Annotated in this window: 22 protein-coding genes; 8 read left to right on the top strand and 14 right to left on the bottom strand. The window is 49.2% G+C overall.

What is annotated here, in order from left to right:
* Positions 1-82 precede the first annotated feature (82 nt).
* From pheT to upp, 4 genes are all read left to right on the top strand, one after another.
* Entirely contained in the window at positions 83-2,509 is a 2,427-nt protein-coding gene (gene pheT / locus RGU75_RS01290; RefSeq protein ID WP_322232457.1) for a phenylalanine--tRNA ligase subunit beta, read from the top strand.
* Between the two features lie 309 nt (positions 2,510-2,818).
* Positions 2,819-3,232, top strand: coding sequence for an integration host factor subunit alpha (locus RGU75_RS01285; RefSeq protein WP_322232456.1), 414 nt, complete (start codon positions 2,819-2,821; stop codon positions 3,230-3,232).
* Positions 3,233-3,240: 8 nt separating this feature from the next.
* Positions 3,241-3,669 carry a MerR family transcriptional regulator gene (locus RGU75_RS01280; protein WP_322232455.1) on the top strand — a complete coding sequence of 143 codons (429 nt, stop codon included), beginning with the start codon at positions 3,241-3,243 and terminating at the stop codon, positions 3,667-3,669.
* A gap of 185 nt (positions 3,670-3,854) precedes the next feature.
* Positions 3,855-4,505, top strand: coding sequence for a uracil phosphoribosyltransferase (gene upp, locus RGU75_RS01275; protein ID WP_322240149.1), 651 nt, complete (start codon positions 3,855-3,857; stop codon positions 4,503-4,505).
* Between the two features lie 191 nt (positions 4,506-4,696).
* Here the strand turns inward: upp and RGU75_RS01270 are convergent, their stop codons facing one another.
* The 3 genes from RGU75_RS01270 to RGU75_RS01260 form a co-directional block, all read right to left on the bottom strand.
* Positions 4,697-5,725 (bottom strand): NADP-dependent oxidoreductase, encoded by a 1,029-nt coding sequence (locus tag RGU75_RS01270; RefSeq protein ID WP_322232454.1) that lies wholly within the window; start codon positions 5,723-5,725, stop codon positions 4,697-4,699.
* 227 nt (positions 5,726-5,952) lie between these two features.
* A complete protein-coding gene (locus RGU75_RS01265; RefSeq protein WP_322232453.1) occupies positions 5,953-7,110 on the bottom strand; it encodes an iron-containing alcohol dehydrogenase in 1,158 nt (385 codons plus the stop codon).
* Between the two features lie 183 nt (positions 7,111-7,293).
* A complete protein-coding gene (locus tag RGU75_RS01260; RefSeq protein ID WP_322232452.1) occupies positions 7,294-7,902 on the bottom strand; it encodes a TetR/AcrR family transcriptional regulator in 609 nt (202 codons plus the stop codon).
* A 415-nt stretch (positions 7,903-8,317) separates the two neighbouring features.
* Between RGU75_RS01260 and RGU75_RS01255 the strand changes: the two genes are divergently transcribed.
* A complete protein-coding gene (locus RGU75_RS01255; RefSeq protein WP_322232451.1) occupies positions 8,318-9,253 on the top strand; it encodes a LysR family transcriptional regulator in 936 nt (311 codons plus the stop codon).
* A 127-nt stretch (positions 9,254-9,380) separates the two neighbouring features.
* On the opposite strand, the gene RGU75_RS01250 is transcribed toward RGU75_RS01255, so the two are convergent.
* Positions 9,381-10,490, bottom strand: a complete 1,110-nt coding sequence (locus tag RGU75_RS01250; RefSeq protein ID WP_322232450.1) for an NADH:flavin oxidoreductase/NADH oxidase — start codon at positions 10,488-10,490, stop codon at positions 9,381-9,383.
* Positions 10,491-10,529: 39 nt separating this feature from the next.
* Positions 10,530-12,317: an ABC transporter transmembrane domain-containing protein gene (locus RGU75_RS01245; RefSeq protein ID WP_322232449.1), complete on the bottom strand. Its 1,788-nt coding sequence runs from the start codon at positions 12,315-12,317 to the stop codon at positions 10,530-10,532.
* A gap of 313 nt (positions 12,318-12,630) precedes the next feature.
* Here RGU75_RS01245 and egtD point away from each other — a divergent pair, with 313 nt between their 5' ends.
* Entirely contained in the window at positions 12,631-13,662 is a 1,032-nt protein-coding gene (gene egtD, locus RGU75_RS01240; RefSeq protein ID WP_322232448.1) for an L-histidine N(alpha)-methyltransferase, read from the top strand.
* Entirely contained in the window at positions 13,659-14,948 is a 1,290-nt protein-coding gene (egtB, locus tag RGU75_RS01235) for an ergothioneine biosynthesis protein EgtB (protein ID WP_416186770.1), read from the top strand. The genes egtD and egtB overlap by 4 nt, the downstream gene beginning before the upstream one ends.
* Here the strand turns inward: egtB and RGU75_RS01230 are convergent.
* Complete coding sequence (locus RGU75_RS01230) at positions 14,945-15,856, bottom strand: LysR substrate-binding domain-containing protein (RefSeq protein ID WP_322232447.1); 912 nt, start codon at positions 15,854-15,856, stop codon at positions 14,945-14,947. The two genes, egtB and RGU75_RS01230, sit on opposite strands and share 4 nt — an antisense overlap.
* Positions 15,857-16,075: 219 nt before the next feature.
* On the opposite strand from RGU75_RS01230, the gene RGU75_RS01225 reads away from it, so the two are divergent.
* Positions 16,076-16,690: an FMN-dependent NADH-azoreductase gene (locus tag RGU75_RS01225; RefSeq protein ID WP_322232446.1), complete on the top strand. Its 615-nt coding sequence runs from the start codon at positions 16,076-16,078 to the stop codon at positions 16,688-16,690.
* A gap of 274 nt (positions 16,691-16,964) precedes the next feature.
* Here the strand turns inward: RGU75_RS01225 and leuA are convergent, their stop codons facing one another.
* The 8 genes from leuA to RGU75_RS01185 all read right to left on the bottom strand — a co-directional run bounded on the left by leuA (position 16,965) and on the right by RGU75_RS01185 (position 24,875).
* On the bottom strand, positions 16,965-18,671 hold the full coding sequence (gene leuA, locus RGU75_RS01220; protein ID WP_322232445.1) for a 2-isopropylmalate synthase: 1,707 nt from the start codon (positions 18,669-18,671) through the stop codon (positions 16,965-16,967).
* A gap of 584 nt (positions 18,672-19,255) precedes the next feature.
* Entirely contained in the window at positions 19,256-19,393 is a 138-nt protein-coding gene (locus RGU75_RS01215) for a DUF3096 domain-containing protein (RefSeq protein ID WP_322232444.1), read from the bottom strand.
* A 566-nt stretch (positions 19,394-19,959) separates the two neighbouring features.
* Entirely contained in the window at positions 19,960-20,262 is a 303-nt protein-coding gene (locus tag RGU75_RS01210; protein WP_322240145.1) for a hypothetical protein, read from the bottom strand.
* 230 nt (positions 20,263-20,492) lie between these two features.
* The gene (locus RGU75_RS01205) at positions 20,493-22,289 is read right to left on the bottom strand and encodes a chloride channel protein (protein ID WP_322232443.1); all 1,797 of its coding nucleotides are present in this window, start codon (positions 22,287-22,289) and stop codon (positions 20,493-20,495) included.
* Positions 22,286-22,714: a MarR family winged helix-turn-helix transcriptional regulator gene (locus tag RGU75_RS01200; protein ID WP_322232442.1), complete on the bottom strand. Its 429-nt coding sequence runs from the start codon at positions 22,712-22,714 to the stop codon at positions 22,286-22,288. The genes RGU75_RS01205 and RGU75_RS01200 overlap by 4 nt, the downstream gene beginning before the upstream one ends.
* Positions 22,715-22,863: 149 nt before the next feature.
* Entirely contained in the window at positions 22,864-23,268 is a 405-nt protein-coding gene (locus RGU75_RS01195; RefSeq protein WP_322232441.1) for a DoxX family protein, read from the bottom strand.
* Between the two features lie 807 nt (positions 23,269-24,075).
* The gene (locus RGU75_RS01190; protein ID WP_322232440.1) at positions 24,076-24,330 is read right to left on the bottom strand and encodes a DUF1488 family protein; all 255 of its coding nucleotides are present in this window, start codon (positions 24,328-24,330) and stop codon (positions 24,076-24,078) included.
* 275 nt (positions 24,331-24,605) lie between these two features.
* The gene (locus RGU75_RS01185; RefSeq protein ID WP_322232439.1) at positions 24,606-24,875 is read right to left on the bottom strand and encodes a hypothetical protein; all 270 of its coding nucleotides are present in this window, start codon (positions 24,873-24,875) and stop codon (positions 24,606-24,608) included.
* Positions 24,876-25,312: the final 437 nt, after the last annotated feature.

Below are 25,312 nucleotides of genomic sequence, written 5' to 3'. Positions count from 1 at the left end.
ACGTCTCGGATGCTATGTGCCGCCTTCATGGCGAGCAAGCTGATCCGAGTCTTCCATGATGAAAGGTTTTTGAAGGTTTACTATGCAATTCTCTGAAAGCTGGCTGCGTACAATGGTCAATCCGAGCATGACTTCGGACGAATTATCCCACTTGCTGACGATGTCAGGCCTCGAAGTAGAAGAGGTCGCGCCGGTTGCGCCGCCGTTCACGAATGTCGTGGTTGGCCACGTGTTAGACATCGCCAAACATCCGAACGCAGACCGACTCAATGTGTGTCAGGTCGATGTTGGAACCGGCACTGCGTTGACAATCGTGTGCGGCGCATCGAACGTTCGCGCTGGCCTTAAAGTGCCGTGCGCGATGCCGGGAGCCATGCTGCCGCCGGGTGCTGACGGCAAACCTTTTGAAATCAAAGTGGGCGAGTTGCGTGGAGTTGAATCGCACGGCATGTTGTGTTCGGCCCGTGAACTGAAATTATCCGAAGAAAACGAAGGTCTGCTGGAATTGCCCGGCGATGCTTCAGTAGGAATGAATTTTCGTGATTATTATGAGCTGAATGATCTGAAATTCACGATTAAACTGACGCCGAATAAGGCCGATTGCCTTTCCGTATTGGGCGTGGCGCGCGAAGTGTCTGCATTAACCGGCACCGAACTTAAGCATCCAGCTTACCAGGCAGTAAGCGCCAATATTTCAGAAGTATTGCCGGTCACTATTTCGGCACCAGATTTATGCGGCCGTTTTTCGGGCCGCGTTATTCGCGGTTTGAATGCCAGGGCTGCGACGCCGCAATGGATGAAGCAACGTCTGGAACGCAGCGGTCAACGCTCGATATCGGCACTGGTGGATATCTCCAATTATGTAATGCTGGAACTCGGTCGTCCGACCCACGTGTTTGATCTGGATAAAATCCATGGCATTCTTGATGTACGTTGGGGAAAAACGGGTGAGTCACTCAAGCTGTTAAACGGCAATACCGTTAGTGTTGATGAGTGGATTGGCGTTATTGCAGACGAACAGCAAATCGAATCGCTGGCCGGTATCATGGGTGGTGACGCGACCGCTGTTTCGTTGGAGACGCAGAACATTTATCTCGAAGCAGCGTTTTGGTTTCCGCAAGCGATTCAGGGACGCGCACGCCGGTTTAATTTTTCCACAGATGCCGGGCATCGTTTTGAACGGGGCGTTGATTTTGCGACCACGGTTGAACATATCGAACGGATCACAGCGTTGCTCATCGAAATTTGCGGCAACGGCGATACCAAAGTCGGTCCTGTTGACGACCAAAAAATTAACTTGCCGTTACGCTTGCCCGTCACCGTTCGCACCGCTCGCGCTGTGAAGGTGATTGGTGTGCCGCTGACCGATGCACTGATAGCGGATATTTTTACACGCCTTAATCTGACGTTTACGCAAGAGCCGGGTATTTTTTCGGTTACACCGCCGTCCTACCGTTTCGATATCGAAATTGAAGAAGACCTGATCGAAGAGATCGTGCGCGTGTACGGTTTTGAAAATATACCTGCATTGCCGCCGGTTGCGCCGAATGAAATGTTTATTGCGCCTGAAAATACGCGCTCTTTGTTCGCAATCAGCCATAAGCTAGCCGCGCTGGACTATCAGGAAGTGATTAACTTTAGCTTTGTCGAAGAAGCCTGGGAAGTTGACTTTGCGGCTAACGTGCAACCAATCAAACTGATCAATCCTATCGCTAGTCAGATGAGCGTGATGCGTTCTTCATTGATCGCCAGTTTGGTCGCAAATGTGAAATACAACTTGAACCGTAAAGTGAGTCGCGTCCGTATTTTTGAATCTGGTACCGTATTTTTGCGTAACGTAGATAGCCAGGACGGCGCGTTAGCAGTCGCAGGGTTCGATCAACAGAAACATGTCGCTGGTCTGGCGTACGGTCCCTACGCTGAAGAGCAATGGGGACAGGTTAGCCGCGTCGTCGATTTTTATGATGTAAAGGCAGATCTCGAGGCCTTATTCGCTCCGGCAATATTGCGCTTCGCTAAGATTGATCATCCGGCCTTGCATCCTGGCCGCTCGGCACAGGTCATGTTGAACGGCAAGGCCGTTGGATTCATTGGTGAGCTGCATCCGCGCTTGCAGCAGAAATATGACCTTCCGCTGGCGGCAGTTGTATTTGAGATTACGGTAGAGGCTTTACAGCAACGCGAAGTTCCCAAGTACGTCGACATTTCTAAATTCCCGGCAGTGGTACGGGACCTCGCGGTGGTCGTCAATCAAGGTGTTCCCGCGCAAGATTTGCTGGATATTTTTGCCACCGAAAAGAGTACTAACAACGCCTGTCGAATTCTGCAAGCCTTTGTTTTATTTGATGAATATCATGGCAAGGGATTAGAAAATGACGAAAAAAGTCTTGCTTTCCGGTTTACCTTGCAAGATACTGAAAACACCCTTCAAGACGATACCGTTGATGCTGCCATGACCGCTTTGATTGCGGCAATTGGAAAGATTGACGGCGCGAAATTGCGCAGTTAAGCAAACGCTGGATTGTTAAAAAACATAAAACCTGTCAGGTAATACACATTTGGTAGGCTTACATTTTGACGTGAAGTTTGTGCCAGTAGTAAGTGTCGTTGGTAGGTTTTTTCATGCCAGCTTTGAGCCAACCTTAAAGTTAATCTTTATGGTTGGAAAATAAGGCTATGCTTTAAAGTAAGCTCCAGGTGCGTGACTGAGAGGCGCTATGACGAAGCTGTTCGTGCTGAAAAGTCGCATAAGTAGAATGCTCGTTTTTTTGACGTGGCGAATCGCAAAACAGGGTGAGAACAACGGAATGAACGCAGAATGAGCGATATGCAGGCAGTTGAGTTTGAATCGGTATTGGACGCTGATCTGAATCGGGCGATGCGCGAGGCACAAGCGCGCTCGCAGGCTGAAAAAGATTTACCGACATTAACAAAAGCCGAGTTGGCGGAGCTTTTATTTGAACAAGTTGGCCTTAACAAGCGTGAAGCCAAAGATATGGTCGAAACTTTTTTTGATGAAATGCGGAATGCGTTGGAACGCGGCGAAGCGGTTAAGTTATCAGGCTTCGGTAATTTTCAATTACGTGACAAGCCACAAAGACCTGGTCGTAACCCTAAAACCGGTGAAGAGATTCCTATTTCCGCGCGTCGTGTCGTCACTTTTCATGCCAGTCAGAAGCTTAAAGGCATGGTCGAAGCGACTTCGCAACAACCTTTTTCCCTCGTTCTTTAAGCTAATTCATGAATGATCGTATTAGTAAATCTGAGGTTATCGTCTTGCCGCCTATTCCTGCAAAGCGCTATTTCACTATTGGTGAAGTAAGTGAACTTTGTGGCGTAAAACCGCACGTTTTGCGTTATTGGGAGCAGGAATTTACGCAATTGAAGCCGGTTAAGCGGCGCGGTAATCGTCGTTATTATCAACATCATGAAGTATTGTTGATTCGGCGTATCCGCGAACTGTTATATGAGCAAGGTTTCACCATTAGCGGTGCGCGTAACAAACTCGATGGCAGGATGGCGCAGGCAGAAAAAGATTCTATGGCCGCCGCCGCGGAAGCTGCACAGAATAAAATTAACCTGATCGAAGTACGCCATGAGTTGGAGCAAATTTTAGCTTTGCTGACTTTAGTCGCACCTGAAAAAAACTCGGCATCCATCACGCAGTAGTTGGTGTTTGCTGGTGGTTGTCATACTGTGCATGGGCCTCGATGGTGCCGTTAAAGAGTCGCATAAAACTTTCCAAAAGGTGCATGAGAGTTTCATAAGCGCCGCCTGAAAATACGGCGGCACTTGTTGACAGATACGTTGCCTTGTTTCGCTCACCTCAACCGATCATTTTTCGTCTCATTCTTATGCTCAGCGACCCGCGTTTCCCCAATCTGTTTATCCTTAATCATCCGTTGATTCAGCACAAGCTGACCCATATGCGTAGTAAGGATACGTCGACGCGTACTTTCCGCCAGTTGTTGCGTGAAATTACCCAATTGATGGGATATGAGATCACGCGGGATTTGCCGTTGACGACACAGCGTATTGAAACCCCGATTCAAAGTATGGACGCGCCGGTAATTGCCGGACGTAAGCTTGCCGTGGTGCCAGTTCTGCGTGCAGGTATTGGTATGAGTGATGGCTTGTTGGATTTGGTGCCATCGGCCCGCGTGGGACATATTGGCGTCTACCGCGATCCTGCCACGCTGGAGCCGATTGAGTATCTTGTGCGTTTGCCGGATTTGGCTGAGCGCACGTTTATTCTTTGTGACCCGATGGTGGCGACAGGCAACTCAGCCGTGTATGCGGTCAATGTACTCAAGCAGCGTGGTGTGACCGATGCGCAAATTGTTTTTCTAGCGTTGGTTGCCGCACCGGAAGGCGTGCAAGTATTTCAGGATGCGCATCCACACGTTAAATTATATGTGGCCAGTCTGGATTCCCACCTTAATGAACATGCGTATATTGTTCCTGGCTTAGGTGATGCAGGGGATCGGATATTCGGCACTAAATAAACTAGGGCTTATGCAAAGTCGGTCAGCGGCGTGGTGCGTTCATCGCGGTCTGCCTGATGGGATGTCTGACGGCTAATGGTAGTAAAAACGCTCGCGCTCCGGTTATTCCGGTTCGCGAGCGTTTTTTGTTGTTATCAGACATTCTTGGCAAGCGTGAATACGGTTACGCTGACCCCAACTAAGGCAGGACTTTATTCTGCAACCTTGATAATTAATTTGCCGAAATTTTTACCTTCAAGCAGTCCGATGAACGCTTGCGGTGCATTCTCCAGACCGTCAACAAACTCCTCGCGATATTTAATTTTTCCAGTTTTTAACCAGCCGCTCATTTCGCTAAAAAACGCGTTATGACGTGGGGCATAATCTGAATTAATAAATCCTTGTATCTTCAGGCGGCGGGTCAATATCGCGCGTGAAAGTATTGATGAGCGATCTGGTCCTTCCGGTAATCCTGTCGCGTTATAGTTGGCGATTAAGCCGCATACTGGAATACGTGCAAATGAATTCAACAGCGGTAGTACGGCATCAAATACTGCACCACCAACGTTTTCAAAATAGACGTCAATCCCTTTATCGCAGGCTGCGGCCAGTTGCTGTGGAAAGTCTTTGCTGCGATGATCAATACAGGCATCAAAACCTAGCTCATCGACTGCATATGTGCACTTTTCTGCACCGCCTGCGATTCCTACGACGTGACATCCTTTCAGCTTAGCGATTTGTCCTACTAAAGAGCCAACCGCGCCGGTTGCAGCAGCAACGACCACAGTTTCGCCAGCTATCGGCTGACCGATATCGAGCAAGCCGACATACGCGGTAAAGCCGGGCATGCCCAGTACCCCTAACGCGTGCGATGGCTTAAGAAGATGAGGATCAAGTTTTGTCAGACCGGTGCCATCGGACAACATATAGTCTTGCCAGCCGCTATAGCTGAGCACAAGATCGCCTACTTTGAAATCAGAATGCAGCGATGCCTCTACGCGGGCGACTGTGCCAGCGCCCATAACCGCATTCACCGCCACTGGCTCAGCATAAGATGGTGCGTCGCTCATACGGCCGCGCATATAAGGGTCAAGCGACAGATACAGAGTGCGCAGCAATAGTTGACCGGTTGCGGGCGTCGGGACAGCCGTTTCTTCTAACCGAAACGTTTCGGCCGTCGGCGCGCCATGTGGACGGGCGGCAAGGACGATACTGCGATTGAGTGTGTTGTCTTTAGGCATGGTTATGTCTCCTGAAAGTTGAACCAACGCCGGTGTCCCGGCGTTGTCGGTAGGATGGCTATCGAATGAAATAGCATTGCATTAGTTTATGCGAGAAAAAGAAATCCGGCCCGGTAGTGACGCAGTAACGCTCACGCACTATTCGCAGCTTATTAAAGGAACAGATGCGTACGGTTGCGGTTACGCGTACGCCACGTCATTCTGATCCGGTATGGATGTCTCTTTTACTATAAAGCGCCTTCAAGGATTTTGCGACTCACTTCCAGCGTAATATCCTTGTGTTCGCCTAACTTTGTCATCCCGTGCGCACTCAATTGTGTCACCACAATATCAATGGCAGCCTGACCCAATTCATAATCTCCGAGGCGAGTTTTAATGCCCATGCTTTCAAAGAAATCGCGGGTGTTCTGGATAGCTTGATCAATTCGGGCATCTTCGCTACCTTCTGTGATGTTCCACACTCTCGCAGCATATTGCAGCAGTTTGGCACGCTTGTTTTCGCGTTGTACTGTCAATAGCGATGGCAACACGATTGCCAGGGTACGGGCGTGATCAATGTCATATTGCGCCGTCAGTTCGTGGCCGATCATATGCGTCGCCCAATCTTGCGGTACGCCGGCACCGATCAAACCGTTCAATGCCAATGTCGCCACCCACATCAAGTTAGCACGCGCATCATAGTCGTTGGGTTCGGCCATGACGCGAGGACCGGTTTCAATCAGGCTCAGCAGCAATCCCTCAGCAAAGCGATCCTGTACCTGACCATTTACCGGATAGGTCAAATATTGTTCTACTGTGTGCACGAAGGCATCGACAACGCCGTTGGCGATTTGACGTGGTGGCAAGGTAAAGGTTTTACTCGGATCAAGTATCGAAAATTGCGGATAAACCAACGGGCTATGAAAGGCGAGTTTGGCCTGGATTGATTTACGCGTCACAACGCCGCCATTGTTCATTTCTGAGCCGGTGGCGGGCAATGTCAACACCGTCCCAAAAGGTAAAGCATTGGTTATATTGACGCCACCTTTGACGGCGATATCCCAAGGCTCACCATCGAAGTGTGCGGCTGCGGCGATAAATTTGGTGCCGTCAATGACGGAGCCACCGCCCACGGCTAGCAGGAAATCGATCTTTTCACGGCGCACGTGTTCTACGGCACGCATCAGGGTTTCGTAGGAAGGATTGGGTTCGATGCCGGAAAATTCCTGCACTTCGCGTGTGCCCAGCGCAGCTTTTACTTCATCAAGTGTGCCATTTTTTTGTGCGCTTGCACCACCGAATAAGATCAATACGCGCGCATCAGTTGGGACTAATGTAGATAGTTTGGCGACGGTATCGCGACCAAATACAATTTTTGTTGGATTATAGAGTTCGAAATTAAACATACGATTCCTTATTAGTTATAAATTAGACCGGTCGACTAGCTAAAAGACGAGTCAATAGGGCTGTCATGTAAATCAAGCGATGTGGGTTAGAAATAGCTTTTGATTGTTTAAAGCATTCAGTTAATAGGCTGAATGAACAGGGAGATTCTCGTAAACAAATGTAAGACTGCTAAGGAAGCGGTTTTACCCTTGTTTCAAAACGCTGATGGTGGTCTCCATGGCGTTTTCGAGAGGGCGGCGATCACGTTGTAGCTTGGCAAGGAGGCTTGCGCCCAGCCACATTTGGTAAAGCATTTCAGCCGTTTTTTCGGGATTAAGCTGAGAATCCAGAGAACCTTCTGTGATGCCCTCGGTAATGCAAATAGCCAACTGCTCCATGAGGCGTTTGGTCCCTTTGCACAGTGCAATGCGCATATCGTCCGACAAGTCGGCAACTTCAGCGCCCAACTTCACCACCATGCATCGTCCCTTGGGGTCGTGGCTTGACTGACTTTCAACCCATCCTCCCCAATACTGCAAGAGCCGGTAACGTGCTGATTGTGCCGTATTGGAAGCATCGAAGGGAGCGTGCAGTATTTGCTTGAGCTTAACCAGATATTCATCAAAATATTGCTCAAGAAGCGCGCAGCCGTATTGTTCCTTTGATCCAAAGTAATGGTAAAAAGATCCTTTTGGAATATCTGCAGCGCTCAGAATTTCGCTTAATCCAACGCCCGCGAAGCCTTTGACCGCAATAATTTGCTGTCCAGCGTCGAGTATGTGGCGTTTGGTGATGTCGTAGGTTGCTCGCATGATATTAGCAAGTATAGCGTAAATTAGACCGGTCGTCTAAAGTTGGTAGGAAATCGAATTTGAATCATGTAATGCCGCCTCAAAAGAGCCTATTTTTGGTGAATCTCTTTATGTAAGCCTTCAATGCCGGTCATCGTTGGAAAATGTTTATCCGAGACCGCTTGAGATGAGAATAATCGGAGCGCATAAAATGTGCACCAATCATGCGCACTCTTTTCGTCAACGCATTGCGTACACCCAACAGCAGAAAAGAGGCATCAAACGAATGAGGGTTGTGCGAATGTGAATATACTCAATCAGTCACTTATCCGTTATCCTTCAAGAATGTATAAAGACACTTTTTTGGTAGTTGTCAGGCATATTTGTCCGATGGCTTATGTTCGCCTCATGTTCACTCAATTTTCCTCCACTGTTAATGACTTCTCGCGCTAATCATCATCTCGATACCTATCTGCTTCGCGTCTTGCATACTTTGCTGGTGGAGAAGAGTGTGTCACGCACGGCGATTAAGTTGGGGCAATCGCAACCGACTATCAGCAATACGTTGAAGCGCTTGCGCGAGTTGACCGGCGATGCCATTTTAGTGCGTGGCAAAACGGGAATGGTAGCAACCGAGCGCGGGCAGGAACTATTGGCGCTGGCGAAGGAAGGACTCGATGTATTTGAAAAAATCGGCGCACCGGTAGCAGCATTTGAAGCAGGAAGCACTGTACGGATATTCCATGTAGGAACGCCGGACTATCTGAACGTTTTGTTGATTCCCTCGATCATTGAACAAGTGCGGCGGCGCGCTCCTGGCGCCAGTCTGATGGTGCATGCACTTGATGCTGGGCTGGATTATTCTAATGCGCTGGAGACCGGACGGCTGGATCTGGTCATCGGTAATTGGCCCGATCCGCCTGAGCATTTGCATCTTGCGCAACTGTTTGAGGACGAAGTCGTCTGCATGATGCACCGTGATCACCCGGTTGCCAAAAAGGGACTGACGCTAAAATATTACGTTGAGATGCCGCACCTTGCACCGACCCCATACATCGAAGGCCATCGGAGCAGCATTGATGCGGCTTTGGCGGAGCAAGGATTAAAGCGCAACATTCAGGTGGCGATTCCCTATTTTGCATTGGTCCCGCATGTGTTGGCAAAGTCAGATTTGATTTTTACGACCGGTCGTCAGTTCGCTAATTACTTTGTGAAGGACTGGCCGATTCAGGTATTTCCGCTTCCTTTCGACATGCCGAAGATGCGGTTTTACATGCTGTGGCATACGCGCTCGCATGTTGCGCCCGACGTGGTGTGGTTGCGTCGCCTGATTTCTGAAGTCGCCGTCGGACTTGGTATGTCCGCGACTTGATGTTGCGGTCACGCTCCCAAACCGTCTCACGGGTTCGGCAGCGCTGATTTCTCGTAATCGCTGTTAGTCGGTACTTAACGTGAACTAAGAGTGAACGAAGTTACGGCTAATTTATACGCGATTGATTTCACTCATCGCCATAATCAATCGACGGCCGCATTGGCATTTTGCGTGATGTGGCGCGAGCATATTGCGGTGGCCATGGTGTTTCGGCACGCAGCGCATCCGCAGCGTGTAGTGGCCAGTTAGGGTTGCGCAACAATTCACGCGCCAGCAAGATCAGGTCGGCTTGTTCGGTGCGCAAAATGTGTTCAGCCTGAATCGGCTCCGTAATCATGCCAACTGCACCGCTGGCAATGCCTGCTTCTTTTTTAACGCGGGCCGCAAATTGCGTCTGATATCCCGGACCGACCGGAATGACGGCATTGGCCGCATTGCCACCAGTCGAGATATCCACCAGATCGATACCCGCTTCCCGTAGCAATACGCTCAAAGCCACTGTTTCATCCGGGTTCCAGCCGCCCTCGACCCATTCTGTCGCAGAGACCCGCACAAACATCGGTAACTCTTGAGGCCAGACCTGACGGACAGCAGTGACGACTTCCATGACCAGACGTATGCGGTTTTCAAAGCTGCCCCCGTATTGATCGGTGCGGGTATTGCTTAATGGCGATAGAAATTCGTGCAACAAATAGCCGTGTGCTGCATGTATTTCGATCAGTTTGAAACCAGCCTTGTGGGCACGTTCTGCAGCAGCGACAAACGCTTGCACTATATCGGCAATTTGTTCCACCGTGAGTGCTAACGGCGTTGCGAAACTAGTGTCGAAGGCCAGTGCCGACGGTGCTACCGTTTGCCAGCCACCTTGCGCTAATGGAATGCTGCCTTGCGTCGATTCCCATGGTCGCGTGACACTGGCTTTGCGTCCGGCATGGGCTAGCTGAATGCCGGCTACTGCGCCTTGCTGAGCAATGAACTGCGTGATCCGGCGTAATGGCGCAATATGTTCATCTTTCCAGATGCCAAGATCCTCGGGTGTGATTCGGCCATCGGCAACGACCGCGCTCGCTTCAACAATCACCAGTCCAGCGCCGCCCACCGCACGACTGCCCAAATGCACCATGTGCCAGTCGTTAGCAAAGCCATCCTGGGCCGAATATTGACACATCGGAGCGACGGCGATCCGGTTTGGCAGCGTGACGCTACGTAAAGTTAAGGGTGAAAATAATAAGCTCATAGCGGTTTTCCGATCAAAGGGTTTTAGATGATGCCATTATTAAATTGCAGTGCCAAATTGCAGCGCCGCCAGACTCGCGTAAAGGCCATTTTGTGCGACAAGTGACGCGTGGTTTCCTGTTTCGACTATATGGCCGTGTTCCAGCACGATAATCCGATCGGCCCGTTGGACTGTCGCCAAACGGTGAGCGATCACCAGCGTGGTACGACCGACCATGGCAGCTTCCAATGCGCCTTGGACAACACGCTCAGATTCGGCGTCAAGTGCGCTCGTGGCCTCATCCAGTAACAGTAATGGTGGATTTTTCAACATGGCGCGGGCGATCGCAATGCGTTGACGCTGGCCGCCAGATAAACGTACACCGCGTTCGCCCAGAAACGATTGATATCCTTCAGGAAGCCTGACAATAAACTCATCGGCGGCTGCCATGGTCGCCGCTGCGATGACTTCTGCATCCGTAGCGTCGACCCGACCGTACCGAATATTTTCCATCGCATTGGCAGAAAAGATGACGGTGTCTTGTGGAACGATCCCGATGGCATCACGTAAACTATGCAAATCCAGAAACTTAATGTCTACGCCGTCCAGTTTGATGCTGCCTTGTTGCGGGTCATAGAAGCGCAGCAATAGTTGAAATAAAGTGGTTTTACCCGCGCCGGAAGGACCAACGATCGCGACGGTCTCACCGGGACGAATAGTCAACGAGAACGCTGATAACGACGCCGTGTCTGGACGGGATGGATAATGAAAGGCAACATTTTCCAGCGTTACTGCCGCACCTTGTTCGGTACGTGGCGGCAAGTTTTCAGGTACTAATAATGACTGAACAGGTGACTTAGCCGATAATAATTCCAGTAAGCGTTCAGTCGCGCCGGCAGCGCGTTGCGTATCGCCCATGACTTCTGCCAACGCACCGATTGAACCGGCAACCAGCGCTGCGTACAAGATAAATTGTCCCAGTTCACCGCCACTCATTTTGCCTTGCACGACCGCGTGCGCGCCCAACCATAGTACGAATACGATCGCACCGAACACTAGTAAAATCGCCATCATGGTTAACAACGAACGGGCGCGGATTCGCTCCATTGCAGTTGCGAACGCACTTTCAATGGCGCCTTTAAAACGGTTTCCTTCGATGTTTTCATGCGTGAAGGCTTGTACAGTCGGCATCGCATTCAAGATTTCACCCGCCATCGCCGAGGCGTCTGCAACACGATCCTGCGAGGCGCGAGACAGTTTTCGTACGCGCCGTCCAAACCAGACGATTGGTAGCACTACCAAGGCCAGCATGACGATGATGATCGAGCTCAGTTTGATACTGCTGACGAACAACATAATCAAGCCGCCAGCGAACAGTAAACCATTGCGTAACGCCATTGAAATACTGGTCCCGACCAGCGCTTGAATCAGCGTGGTATCGGTCGTGATGCGAGAGAGCACCTCGCCAGTTTTGGTAGTCTCAAAGAATTGTGGACTTTGGGTCACGACGTGGGAGTAGACAGCGCTGCGCAGGTCCGCAGTGACGCGTTCACCAAGCCAGGACACCATGTAAAAACGTGCCGCGGTGGCTACGCCCAAAATACACGCGACGCCGAATAAAGCCAGAAAATACAGATCAATGTGGCTTGGGTCCTTGATGCCGTTTCCACCAAAGCCCAAATCAATCATTTGTCGGAAAGCGTAAGGGATCGCCAACGTTGCGGCAGCGGCGACCAATAGCGCAATCCCAGCCAGTACAAATTGGCGCTTATAAGGAGAAAGGTAGGGAATTAATCCGGCTAAAGTAGCTAAACTGCGTTTTTGAGGGACTTTTGTTGTGGTTGTCATGTTACTTTTGATTTTGTTGCTAACTGGTTAATTTGTTGCGCTGTGTTTGCGGCATGGCATTTCCGCGTGTAAATTTGAACCAAGTGTCTGACCTGAATGTCGATACTCTGATAAATTATACAAATACTACTATCACTGGGTATCAAACTAGTTTGCTAGTGTAGTAGATGTTGCGAAGCAGCGCAGAATTGTCGGTAATTCATCTCAATTCTTAGCGTACGCGGTGCTTTTACCTAAATCTCATCAAAATATATAGCCTGATGTTGGACGCCTTAGTTCGATAAATACTATTTTTACCATTCTGGAGACTTCCTTGGCTCAACAACAACAACCGGAGCAGCCGGAAAACTGCACGCCGCAAAGTTATATTGAGGATGCGATCGTTACGCAGCTTGAGGCCGGATTAATGGCACCTCAGGCGTCAACATCGCCCAAATATCTCTACGATACGCTCGGCTCGCGTCTGTTTGCTGCGATTTGTGAGTTGCCGGAATACTATCCGACCCGCACCGAAGCAATCATTTTCGATCAGTATGCGTCACAAATCGCGACGGCGGTGGGGCGTAAGGCGACGTTGATTGATCTTGGCGCTGGCAATTGCGCCAAGGCCGCCAAGCTTTTTCCTAGTTTGCAGCCCAGTGAATACGTAGCGGTCGATATTTCCGAGAAATTTTTGCAAGAGGCGGTGGCGGGTTTGCAGCAACAATTTCCCCACATCGCGATGACTTGTCTCGGCATGGATTTTTCGAACGAGCTTGAATTACCCGTATCGATCTCGCGCGAACGTAGACAATTTTTTTATCCGGGATCATCCATCGGTAACTACACGCCGCTTGAGGCGCTGAAATTTTTATTGCGGATTCGAAAAACCATTGGGATCGATCATAGCAACCATAGCGGTAAAGACAACGATGACGGTGAACATAAAAGTGGCGGTGGCGGCTTGTTGATTGGGATCGATCTCATCAAAGACAAGGCAATTCTGGATGCCGCTTATGACGACGCATTGGGAGTGACTGCATCGTTTAACCTCAATCTTTTACAGCATATTAATCGTCTGTTGGATGCCGATTTTGAACTTCGTGAATGGCGTCATCGCGGCTTTTATAATGCTCAACAACATCGTGTAGAAATGCATCTGGAAGCTAAGCGCAACGTGACTGTGCGCTGGAAAAATGGTGGAAGCCGCCAGTTCGTGGCAGGCGAGCGTATTCATACTGAGAGCAGTTACAAGTATACGCAGCAGAGTTTTACCGCGCTGCTGCAGCAAGCCGGTTTTGGCAAGATTCAGACATGGTGTGATCCGCATGAGTGGTTCATGGTGTGTCACGCGCAGGGAGGATGAGAATGGGTGCTTTGACAGTAGAAAAAGTGGCGGCCCCGACCTTGGCTATGGCGACATTAGCGGCCTTGTTTGCCAGGCTGCGTGAAGATACGATGGCGCTTGTGGCACCCTTGGAGGCAGAGGATTGCTGCGTGCAATCGATGCCGGATGCAAGTCCGGTTAAGTGGCATCTGGCGCATACGACCTGGTTTTTTGAGACATTCATTCTGGAACGATTCGAACCGAATTTTCAGCCATTTCATCCTGCGTTCCGCGTTCTATTTAATTCTTATTACGACGGTATTGGTCAGCAACATCCGCGCGCGCAGCGTGGCTTGATAACGCGCCCGTCATTGGACGAGGTATGGGCTTATCGCCGCAATGTAGACGAACGTGTATCGCAAATATTTTCTTTAGAATTACCATCTGCAAGTGCTGATGCGTTGGCCGCCCTGGTCGAATTAGGATTGCATCACGAGCAGCAACATCAAGAGTTGTTGCTGACGGATATCAAACATCTATTTTCGATGAATCCGCTAAAGCCACCTTATAAATTACTCGAAACATCTTTGTATCAAGTTGCGCCAAGGGATGTATTGCCGCAAATAGCGCTATCACACTGGCAAAAATTCGATGGTGGTATTGTGGAGATCGGGCACGATGGTGTCGGTTTTTTCTTTGATAATGAAACACCGCGCCATCGCCAATTTGTTGAGCCATTTTTTATTGCAACACGTCTGGTCAGTAATCGTGAATATCTCGCTTTTGTTGAAGATGGTGGCTATCAAAATCCCTTGTTATGGCTTGCCGCAGGTTGGGATTGGATTACGCAGGAAAAATTGACTCATCCTATTTACTGGCAAGAATCACATTCCCAATTTGATTCGACATGGCAGGAATTTACCTTGAATGGTTTGCAGCCAATAGCGCTGGATGAGGCGGTCGCACACATTTCATTTTTTGAGGCCGAAGCGTACGCGCGTTGGGCGGGTGCGCGACTTCCGACCGAGGCCGAATGGGAGAGTGCGGCTAACGTTGCCGATCACGATGAGACCGATTATTTTGGGCAAGTCTGGCAATGGACCACGAGTAGTTATGGGCCGTATCCGGGCTACACTGCGCTTGAAGGCGCGGTAGGTGAGTACAACGGTAAGTTTATGGTGAATCAATATGTCCTGCGAGGGTCGTCGTGTGTGACACCAATTGGTCACACACGATTGAGCTATCGCAATTTTTTCCCTGCGACTGCGCGTTGGCAATTCAGTGGTGTACGATTAGCGAGATCATCGTTGCCGCGCCTTGACTAACTAACTTTTTCTGATTTTTCGGACAGTTCCGCAATTAAAAAATCGATAAAAACTCGGACCGCGGGCAGGAGTCCGCGCTGCGTCAGATAGACCAGTTGCAGCGTGCCCGAAGGCATGCCCCAATTTGGCAAGACGCGCAGCAGTTCTCCGCGGGCGATTTCGTCGTCACAATTTTCTGATGGCAGCATCGTAATCCCAAGGCCGTGCAATGCGGCTTGTTTTCGAATGGTAAAGTCTTCCACCGCTAGTCTTGGATCGACTACTAGTGTGTAGCGCTCGTTGTTGGGGCCAACCATCGGAAAATGTGCACGACGATCCTGATTGACTGCACCGAGAAAAGGAAATTTTGCTAACGCTCGGGGGTGTTCCGGGACCGCGAATTGTTTCATTAAGGTCGGTGCAGCGACCAGATAAACTTCAGTCCGTTGCAGTCTGCGCGTGGCGAGATTGGGATCTTCCTCTTCAGGGGTACGGACGCGGACTGCGATATCAATTCCGTCCTCCAGCAAATTGACGCGCCGATTGGTCAATACCAGCTCGACACTTACGCGAGGATATCGCTCCAAAAAAAACGGGAGAGCAAGCGTCAACTTTTCACGTGCAATCGGCACCAGACAACTTACCCGCACATGACCGCTCGGTTCGGTCAGCGAACTGGTGACCGCGTTCTCCGCAGCTTCTGCCGCCGCCAAAACGATCTGGCATTGCTTGTAATAGCGACTGCCGATATCAGTGAGTGCAATCCCACGCGTATTGCGTTGCAGTAATCGGACGCCCAACCGTGCCTCCAGTTCCGAGATGCGACGCGATAGTCGCGACTTTGGAATCCCAAGGGATCTGCCAGCGGCCGTGAAACCGCCTTCTTCGACCACATTAGCGAAAAAATACAGGTCATTTAAATCATTCACAATTGTCTTTCATTGTTCTTTATATAGAACAATATATCTCAGTATTGACGGCTAGTTCAATTTTGTGGTGCAAGGTAGGATGCTGTTAAACCATGCGCCAGGTTGGCGTTATCCGAATCTTTCATTATTTTATGACGTGCATCGGACGAAACAAGTCTTCAATTGCTCTGATTTGTCACAAATTTTGAACAGTTTCTACATTTATTGGACGGAATTATCATGAAATTATTACACATTGATTCGAGCATTCTTGGCGACGCTTCGGCTTCGCGCGCACTGACTCGTGAGGTCGTTGCTAATTTGACGTCGGCCGAGTCTGGCGTTGAAGTGGTGTATCGTGATTTGAGCAAAGACGTCACCGCACACATTTCCGGTGGAACGTTTGTGGCTAAGGGTACGCCCGCTGAACAACGCAGCGAGACGCAACAGCAAGAGGTTGCCTTCGGTGAGGCGATTTTGAACGAATTTATGGCGGCGGATGTGATTGTCCTTGGCGCGCCAATGTACAACTTTACCGTTCCAACGCAACTAAAAGCATGGATTGATCAGATTTGTGTTGCGGGCGTAAGCTTCCGATATTCGGAAACTGGCCCAGAAGGTTTGGCAAAAGGTAAGCGGGTAGTGATTGTGGCGACATCCGGTGGCATACACGCTGGTACGCCAACGGGTTTTGCCCATGAGGACTACTTGAAAGTTGTTTTCGGTTTCTTAGGTATTACCGATATCGAAGTAATACGTGCCGATGGCTTGAATTATGGTCCAGATGCTAAAGAAGCTGGATTTGCCGCCGCACGTGTCAGTATCAACGCGTTAAATTTTGCTGTAGCTGCGTAAAACGCAATAACGGCTTAGTACTGTTTTAGTACAGTTGGGTAACGCCAAATTGGGTTAAGTTTATCGGTAATGACCGGGCTTTTGTCCGGTACTATACAACACGAAACACCACACGAGCGCACGTCTTTTTATGAAAGATGTGCGCTTTGTCATTGGTAACGGCAAAGCGCAACAGGTCCGTCATCCACAACATACGGTAATACATCAGGATTCAGGTTACGGCGATCGCGGGGTTGCCACGATAGCCGTCAGTCGTTATAGAGTCGATGAATGCTTATGCAGCAGCGGCTCTATGGTTGTTTTCCTGATTGGCGGCTTCACTGGCAATGCCAATTTGTCGATTGATTGCGCTTAATACTGCTTTGAATGAAGCAGTCACGATATTGGCGTCGATACCCACACCAAATGCGGTTGGCGCGTCATTCAGGCGCAATTCAATATAACTGGCGGCTTGCGCATCAGCGCCGGCGCTGATGGCATGTTCATGGAAGTCCATGAGCTTTACATCCAGTCCTAATGCATTGACAAAGGCATCGATCGGACCATTTCCCTTCCCTTTGAGGGTTAGTTGTTGGCCATCGCGCATAATATCGAGTTCGATATTGATTGGTTCAGCTTTGCTTGAGTCTTCGGTCATGCGGTGCGCGCGATACACGTATGGGGTTTGTTTATCAAGGTATTCCTCCTTGAAGATCCGGTAAATGTCGCTCGAGACGATTTCTTTGCCAGTCGAATCGGCTGCTTTTTGAACTGCACGGCTGAACTCTATTTGCAAACGGCGTGGCATGACCAGGCCATATTCCTGTTCCAGCAAATACGCCATGCCACCTTTGCCGGATTGACTGTTAACGCGAATCACCGCATCGTAGCTGCGACCAAGATCAATCGGGTCGATTGGCAAATACGGGACTTCCCAAATGGCGTCAGCTTGTTGTGCTTCAAAGCCTTTTTTAATCGCGTCCTGATGCGAGCCGGAGAAGGCTGTGAAGACCAGATCGCCGACATACGGATGGCGGGGATGTACGGGCAATTGATTGCAGTCCTCAACACATTGACGAACGCTGTCGATGTCGGAGAAATCCAGGCCTGGATTCACGCCTTGCGTGTATAAGTTGAGTGCCAACGTGACCAGATCGACGTTGCCGGTGCGCTCGCCATTGCCGAACAAACAGCCTTCAACCCGATCAGCGCCTGCCATCACGGCCAACTCTGCCGCAGCGACGCCGGTACCACGATCATTGTGTGGATGGACGCTGAGAATGACAGAATCACGACGGGCCAGATTGCGGTGCATCCATTCGATTTGATCGGCGTAGACGTTTGGCGTGCTGCATTCGACCGTGGCAGGAAGATTAAAAACGATTTTCCGCTTAGGGGATGCTTCCCAGGTCGCAGATACGGCGTCGCAGATGTCCTTGGAAAAATCCAGTTCAGTCATACTGAAGGATTCAGGAGAATACTCGAATCGCCATTGTGTTTCTGGAAGCGCATCCGTGAGTTGCTTGATCAATTGCGTACCGGCGATGGCGATAGCTTTGATTTCGTCGCGGGACATCTTGAAGACGATTTTGCGAAATGCCGGCGCAACGGAGTTATACAAATGGACCATCGCACGCTTAGCGCCCTTGAGCGAATCAACAGTGCGACGAATCAGCTCTTCGCGTGATTGCGTCAATACGATGATCGTGACATCGTCAGGAATGCGATCTTCTTCAATCAGTTTGCGAACGAAATCGAAATCAGTTTGAGAAGCAGATGGAAATCCCACTTCGATTTCCTTTAAACCCACCTTTACCAGCAACTCAAAAAAGCGCAGTTTGCGTTCGGCATCCATAGGCTCGATCAATGCTTGGTTACCGTCGCGCAAATCGGTGCTCATCCAGATTGGTGGCACGCTGATAATTTGGTTGGGCCAAGTACGATCAGTCAATGGAATCGGTGGAAACGGGCGATATTTAGTAGCTGGGTTTTGCAACATCATGATGAGCCTCTATTAGAACTGGTGAAATTCGGAAAATAGTGTGTAGTGGCAAAAAGGTTGCCTGACGGCCACTTGCAGATTAACGCGAGGCCAGGCAACCGATCGGTAGTTTTAGCAGTCGCAATAGGGTTGCGCGCACAGGCAGTGTCATTGTCACGGCGCTTGTGTGTCTTGCGCCATATATAAATGCTAGGAAGGTTGGCTTGAAATACATTTTAAATTTGCTTTTCTGTTCGAGACCCTTTACCAGGATTCTCTGTTTTACTGCATTTGGTTTTTTTGCTGCTGGCAAGAGTCAAACATTTACCAGTTGCAATCTCGTTTGTACCTGAATTAATACGTAGTCGAGATCAAAGTGCGCGTAGTAGCGATAGCGCTATTAGCGGCAGTAGTAGCAGTAGCCCTGGCAGGGAGCCAGAGGTAAGCAACAGTGAGCGGGAAGAGAGTTTTGCAGAAGACATGGGCTTAATGTATGGGATATACGCTTGACGTGTCAAGCGATTCTGACGAGGTAGTTAAACTATTTTCTGGTGTTTGTATCTGACGAGCCGTTTGACTGCGTCAGGATGCTGGTTGAAATAACATTATTTGCCGAGCAGACCAATTAAGCCAATGACGATAAGGTATAGCGCGATGATGTAATTTAGCAGCCGCGGAATAGCCAGAATTAATACGCCAGCAATCAGAGAGACGATAGGCGTAAGGTGGAGACCGATATTCATGTTCCGTCCTTTCATGGATGTAAATAGGTAATATCTAAGGAAAACCCCGGCAACGACACCATGGATGCTCAATAGAACGAAGTGTACTTTTGTCGCCTGGCATTGAATGTAGGACAAATGGCAATTGTGTTGTAAGACTGCGAATTAGCGGCGCGATGCGGTCATTTCGAGACGAAGATTTTATCTTCCAACACATTAAAGAATACGTATTTGAATAACGGAGATTTGTTGATGTGAGATTCGTGTCAACTGACAAAGCATTGTTAACGTTTTTAAGCATTGAAGAATATCTTTATTTCGTAAAAAAATCGGCTTGGCTATTTGACTGTATCAGGAGGAGACCTTACACAGAATGACAGCGTGGCTACTGCCGATAAAACACATACACACGACAAACACCGTCTAAACAATTCGCTTTATACCAATCATTTCTGTACCAACCGGCTCAGGGTGGGGTACGGCCGGTTAAGACGTATGGCATAGCAGCGAAGTTCAGGCGGGATTACTCCCTTCCCGGGGAATGCGATTGGCCCAGTTGGCCGTTAAATTGGGTGCTACCAAAACATCTAGTTCGTACGACTACCAGAAATCAGGCGGGTAAGAAAAGTGGACGCGGAGCGCGGATGCGTGGGCATGGCTCGCTCTCCCACCAATGCCCATTGCTCTGATAACTGTTGGCAAGTAGCACGCAGTACTGGCGCTAGAGTCGGCAAGTCGGCTAGCGTGCGCAAATGATATTCAATGGTTGCAGCTGATTGCGCACAATCGCCAGTTCCCAGGCTGCGTGTGTTGTACTGCGATATACGTTGCAACACGGCAGACACCAACAATTCTGGCGCTATGTTGTGTGCATTAATATCTATCAATATCGTATCTGTGGGCGCGGAAGAGGCTTTGGATGTCACTGGCTTGGTCAAGATGGACTCCTTGTCAGATTTTCTGGTACCGTTTAAATAGTAATGATTCTCATTTGTATTATTGTCCGACAAATCTGGGAGCGCAAGCACTTATTTGTTTATTTTGTTTGCGTATATTTATTTGCAGCGGTGATAACGACCGTCACAGGGTATCAGTCGCAATCGCCACTTACGCTGCCATGCTAAATTTTGGTCGCCGCCGGTGAACTGAACAGGCGCTCACGCTTTTGTTCGTCGTCGAAATAAGATTGATAAGTCTTAATCAGATCGCTACGACTGATTATGCCGATCAGGCGCTTCGAATGGATATCCGATACGACTGGCAATCTTTCCAGGTGGTGTGTCGCCATTCTTGCGGCAGCGATACGGCAGGTCTCACCCGGCAACGCAACAATCAGGGATTGATGTTGGCCGGACTGGCTTAATATCATCGCAATGGATGAGGCAGGGTCAGCTTGCGGATGAATGCTGGCGCGATCAATCATGCCCACTAATTGCTGGTCTGCATCGACGACGGGATAGCAGCGATATTGTTGATCTATCCCAAAATATCGTGTCAAGGTTTCCCCTACGTTGAGATCAGACGGTATTGATACGACGACGCCGCTTTTTATTTCTTCGACATGCTGCCGTTCCAGTGGATCGACTCCGTATTCACGATAAATATGAAAGCCGCGACGGGCGATTTTTTCGGTCATGATGGAGCGCCGCATGGTTAATACCGTAAAGCCGTACGCTACGCCCGAGGTTAATAGCAGCGGCAGCAGGGCATTAGCGTCATGCGTCAATCCAAATGCAAATACCGCAGCCGTAAGTGGCGCGCCCAAAACACCTGCCAAAACCGCAGCCATGCAAACCAACGGCCACAAATGCATATCACCACCGGGTAATAGTGGGCCAAGGACGGTCCCAAGCCCCGCGCCAATAATCAACAGCGGCGCGAGCACGCCGCCGGACGTGCCAGAGCCCAGAGCCAGCATCCAGATAATGGCTTTTACCAGCAATAGGCTCACGACGACTTGCAACGCCAAATGATTATTTAGCAGGTCACCAATTACGTCGTAACCGACGCCCAACGCACGTGGCTCGAAATATCCGCCAATCCCCACTGCCAATCCACCGATTGCCGGCCACCACATCCAATGGATCGGCAACTTGCCAAACAGATCTTCGATCTTATACAGTGCGGTCGACATAAAGGCCGATAGCGCGCCTCCACAAATCCCTGCAATCACGCAAGAGAACATAGTCGCTAGACCGACTGCGCCGGTTTGTAGCGGGAATAGCGGACCTGCGTCCAACAGTAGTGGGCGGGTAAATCCGGCCACGGTGCAAGCAACGATCACAGGCAACAGGCTACGTGGTCGCAATTCGAACAGTAATAACTCAACGGCCAGCAATACCGCAGCAATTGGCGTACCAAAAATAGCCGTCATCCCGGCGGTGGCACCGGCAACCAGTAACGTTTTACGCTCTGCCGACGTCACGTGAAAATGCTGTGCAATCAGTGAGCCGATAGCACCACCTGTCATAATGATTGGTCCCTCTGCACCAAACGGTCCGCCGCTGCCGATCACGATCCCCGAGGATAATGGTTTCAAAATGGCGACCTTGGCCGACATTTTACTTTTGCCAAACAAGATCGCTTCAATCGCTTCCGGGATGCCATGACCTCGGATTTTTTCGCTACCAAAACGTGCAATCAGACCCACGATCAGTCCACCAATTATTGGCAGGGCGATGACCCAAACGCCTAAATGATGCTGAGCCGGTGAACGCACCGAGAACGACCACGTCTGAAAGAAAAATAAATTCGTGAAGAGGTGAATCAGCGCCAGTAATACAAATGCCGCCAATGTCCCGCAGCAGCCGATCACCACCGCGATCAATGAGATTTTTAAAAGTCTTGGATCGGCTGAAAAATCGCGTCGCAAATGATGAAGGTGGGCGTGATTCGATGCCTGTTTAGGAACGCTCATGATGAATGTTTAACATTGATATTTGGAATACGGAAGGTGTCTGTCAGTGTGTTTAATTCTTCGTGATGGAGGCTGGCGAGGGTTGCCAGGCAGCGTTCACCAGCCGGTAAAAGATGGACATTGACTTGCCGCCGATCGACTTCGCTGGTGCGGCGTTGTACAAGCAGTAGTTTTTCGCAGCGGGAAACTAGCGCGACAACGCTGTGGTGTTGTGATTGCAGACGCTCCGCCAGTTCACCCACCGTCGACCAGTCCCGACCGGGCGACCCTTTAACGTGCAATAGCAGCAAATATTGCTGCGGGGTGACACCGTTGCTCTGCGCAGCTTCTTCACTGAATCTTAAAAACTTGCGTAATTGATAGCGGAATGTTGAAAGCGCTTCGAAGTCTTGCTTCGTGAGCGGAGAAGAAGTTTCATCTGTCATTTTGGCATCGATGTTGGAAATGGAAGAATGGAATTATATCAAATTACGATATAATTTTTTGAGAAGAGGAAAACGTAAGATTAGAGGCTATAAAAAAACCCGCAACTAAGCGGGTTTGGATGCAACATAAAAGCGGTAGCCGAAGGCGCTTAGTTCCAACGTCCTGCTCGCCCGCCAATGCTCATTCTGCCAGCGCCCAACAGTAAAATCGCGAGCGCTATAAACAAATAAAATCCCTGTAACTCCAATCCCCAGCCACCGGTGCTGGACAAGGTCATTAGCTGTTTGCTGTGTACCAGCGAAAACGCAAACAACATATTGATGACGATGATTAAAGCGCCGACACGCGTCCAGATGCCTAGCAATATCATTATTGGCGCCAATACCTCGCCGACATATACCAGATAGGCGACTGCTGGCGGCAACCCTGCATTGCTGACTAAGCCGACGACAAAACCAGGACCATTAAAAATTTTTGAAATTCCGTGGAAAAGAATCAATATCGCCAGAGTTGCACGAAGGATGAGCTTACCAATGTCGTCACTATTTTGCATAATATTTCTCGCTGTTCTTATGTTGGTTGGTACTAAAAAAATTCTTTGTCAGTATATACATGGCGGTGGAACTTGCACATCCAGTGCAATTTCTTTGTCGATATTTTTTTGGAAGTCTCATGGTTTTTAAGCCATCATGTTTAGCTATACGCGCAAGAACTGTAATGTGCCCCGCTGCTGTTAACTAGCAATCGCACGATGTTGCATTTGATGTAAAGATCATCCTTTGGAGAGAGCGCAAGAGGTATAAACGTTGGAAGAAGCTTCGATGACCGCACATGTCTGTCTTGGATATCGAGGGAACGATTCATCCAAATGATGTCTAAATTGGACGGAGAAGAAGTATGAAAGAAAATCACTGTTGCTGTCTTTTACAAAGGACTTTGTATGCAGATTCGTCGAACAATGATTGTCGTTGCTTTATCCGCTGGATTGTTAGCAGGCTGTCAGAAAAAGCTCACACCTCTGCCAGAGACGACCATACCAACACAGTCCAGGACGCCCTCCACATTTAGTCCATCTCTAGCAATCACGCCAGCGATGCCCGTTACTCCAGCCTTACCCATCGTACCCGTGGCTCCTGTTACACCTGCAATACCTACAACGCGAGCACTGGGCGAGAGCAAGTAACGATCCTCAGTTTTGATTGATCAGGACAAACTAGTTACTTCAAGCATCGAGGCCATGTGCTTGTAAAAAATGATGTTTGGCGGACGGTAGTGACCAAAAAAAAGCATAAACTTCTACTGTTCCCAACTGGATATTGAGCGTTTTCTTTTTTTAAAAATTGCGAGATGCGCTCAAGCGCTAGTGGAAGTATCCGCTGCTCACAACCACCGGAACACCTGCGACACCAGCATTGATGACGCGCCGTGCAACGCCCTCAATTTTGGTCTGAAAAGCCCGATAAGTAGTCAATAGGTCAAGTTTTGGATCTTTAGAATGCGATAATACCGCAAGGGTCGCGGCAGGCACGAGGCACTGATAATGCCGATAATCGACGATTACTGAAAACAAAATCCCTGCGCGGGTTAAACGCGGTGAGGCCAGTACAGTATCCATCGTAATCTCCACAGGTGGGATTGTTAAGTGCCGATATCAGAAGACTTTTAAGCGTATTTCTTGCAAAACTATTGACTGCGCTGTCGTTTGCTTCAGCTGCTAGTCAAAATATATGGTGCTTTTTCGATATTGCTTGAAAAAAGAGTTACTAGCAAGAACCTACGTGAAAATAATGCGAACTTCTAATAACTTCCTTATTTAGAGGAGGCGTTTGCACAAAATTGGTGCTCAATTGGTGCGCACTTAGCTTACTGTCACGCGTTGCCATCCAATTATTAAGGCCAAGGCATTGGCGTGACATTGACATATTGCGGTTCATGCTCAGATTGGGACACATTACCTGCATGGTTGTCTCCTCCGGTTTCTTCGCCTTGAGCAAGTTTATGTCCCAAAATGTCGCTGATATCTTTTCCTGTCGCTGTGAAGTCGGATTGCATCAGTGGAAATGATTCGACCGGCCAGTTTTCAATTGCCCAGCTGGTAAATTCATCAAAACGGCGTGTTAGCTCTCGTGCGAATGCATCGCGTTTTTCCTTATCATTCATAGCGCTCTCCCGGTGATAAATTCATATGTGAGCCAGAAATCATTCATACCATCAATTAGACTGCGTCACGCGCGAAACGTTTTAATCTGATGGCACAATTTCTCTGATAAAAAATATTTTGATCGTGTGAATTTTGTCTCTATATGAAAGTTATATATCTTATGAATAACTGGTATGTGAATAATTCAGCATACAACAGGTCAAGGAGTCGATATAGTTACACCTGTCTCCTCCAACACCTCCTAAGGTTTGGATTCAGCCCGCAACCGAAAGGTCATGCGGGCTTTTTTTTGTCTTTCGACTGCGGATCTCCCGTTGTCGCTCAAATATGTCGTTTGGTAGTGGATGGTTTTGTGGATGCTCCAACTTTGTGCTAAACCAAACTCAAGAAGCAAAAAATGAAATACTTCGCTGTGATGAGTTTGGGAGAGTATTGG

This window comes from Glaciimonas sp. CA11.2 (assembly GCF_034314045.1).
Classification (GTDB): Bacteria; Pseudomonadota; Gammaproteobacteria; order Burkholderiales; family Burkholderiaceae_D; genus Glaciimonas.
Note: the sequence above shows the minus strand (reverse complement) of the source record. Positions and strands in the feature narration are given on the sequence as shown.

Excerpts from the sequence above, each read along its gene's own strand:
- pheT (WP_322232457.1), top strand. The coding sequence starts at position 83 with ATGCAATTCTCTGAAAGCTGGCTGCGTACAATGGTCAATCCGAGCATG.
- RGU75_RS01285 (WP_322232456.1), top strand. The coding sequence starts at position 2,819 with ATGAGCGATATGCAGGCAGTTGAGTTTGAATCGGTATTGGACGCTGAT.
- RGU75_RS01280 (WP_322232455.1), top strand. The coding sequence starts at position 3,241 with ATGAATGATCGTATTAGTAAATCTGAGGTTATCGTCTTGCCGCCTATT.
- upp (WP_322240149.1), top strand. The coding sequence starts at position 3,855 with ATGCTCAGCGACCCGCGTTTCCCCAATCTGTTTATCCTTAATCATCCG.
- RGU75_RS01270 (WP_322232454.1), bottom strand. The coding sequence starts at position 5,725 with ATGCCTAAAGACAACACACTCAATCGCAGTATCGTCCTTGCCGCCCGT.
- RGU75_RS01265 (WP_322232453.1), bottom strand. The coding sequence starts at position 7,110 with ATGTTTAATTTCGAACTCTATAATCCAACAAAAATTGTATTTGGTCGC.
- RGU75_RS01260 (WP_322232452.1), bottom strand. The coding sequence starts at position 7,902 with ATGCGAGCAACCTACGACATCACCAAACGCCACATACTCGACGCTGGA.
- RGU75_RS01255 (WP_322232451.1), top strand. The coding sequence starts at position 8,318 with ATGACTTCTCGCGCTAATCATCATCTCGATACCTATCTGCTTCGCGTC.
- RGU75_RS01250 (WP_322232450.1), bottom strand. The coding sequence starts at position 10,490 with ATGAGCTTATTATTTTCACCCTTAACTTTACGTAGCGTCACGCTGCCA.
- RGU75_RS01245 (WP_322232449.1), bottom strand. The coding sequence starts at position 12,317 with ATGACAACCACAACAAAAGTCCCTCAAAAACGCAGTTTAGCTACTTTA.
- egtB (WP_416186770.1), top strand. The coding sequence starts at position 13,659 with ATGAGAATGGGTGCTTTGACAGTAGAAAAAGTGGCGGCCCCGACCTTG.
- RGU75_RS01225 (WP_322232446.1), top strand. The coding sequence starts at position 16,076 with ATGAAATTATTACACATTGATTCGAGCATTCTTGGCGACGCTTCGGCT.
- leuA (WP_322232445.1), bottom strand. The coding sequence starts at position 18,671 with ATGATGTTGCAAAACCCAGCTACTAAATATCGCCCGTTTCCACCGATT.
- RGU75_RS01215 (WP_322232444.1), bottom strand. The coding sequence starts at position 19,393 with ATGAATATCGGTCTCCACCTTACGCCTATCGTCTCTCTGATTGCTGGC.
- RGU75_RS01205 (WP_322232443.1), bottom strand. The coding sequence starts at position 22,289 with ATGAGCGTTCCTAAACAGGCATCGAATCACGCCCACCTTCATCATTTG.
- RGU75_RS01200 (WP_322232442.1), bottom strand. The coding sequence starts at position 22,714 with ATGACAGATGAAACTTCTTCTCCGCTCACGAAGCAAGACTTCGAAGCG.
- RGU75_RS01195 (WP_322232441.1), bottom strand. The coding sequence starts at position 23,268 with ATGCAAAATAGTGACGACATTGGTAAGCTCATCCTTCGTGCAACTCTG.
- RGU75_RS01190 (WP_322232440.1), bottom strand. The coding sequence starts at position 24,330 with ATGGATACTGTACTGGCCTCACCGCGTTTAACCCGCGCAGGGATTTTG.
- RGU75_RS01185 (WP_322232439.1), bottom strand. The coding sequence starts at position 24,875 with ATGAATGATAAGGAAAAACGCGATGCATTCGCACGAGAGCTAACACGC.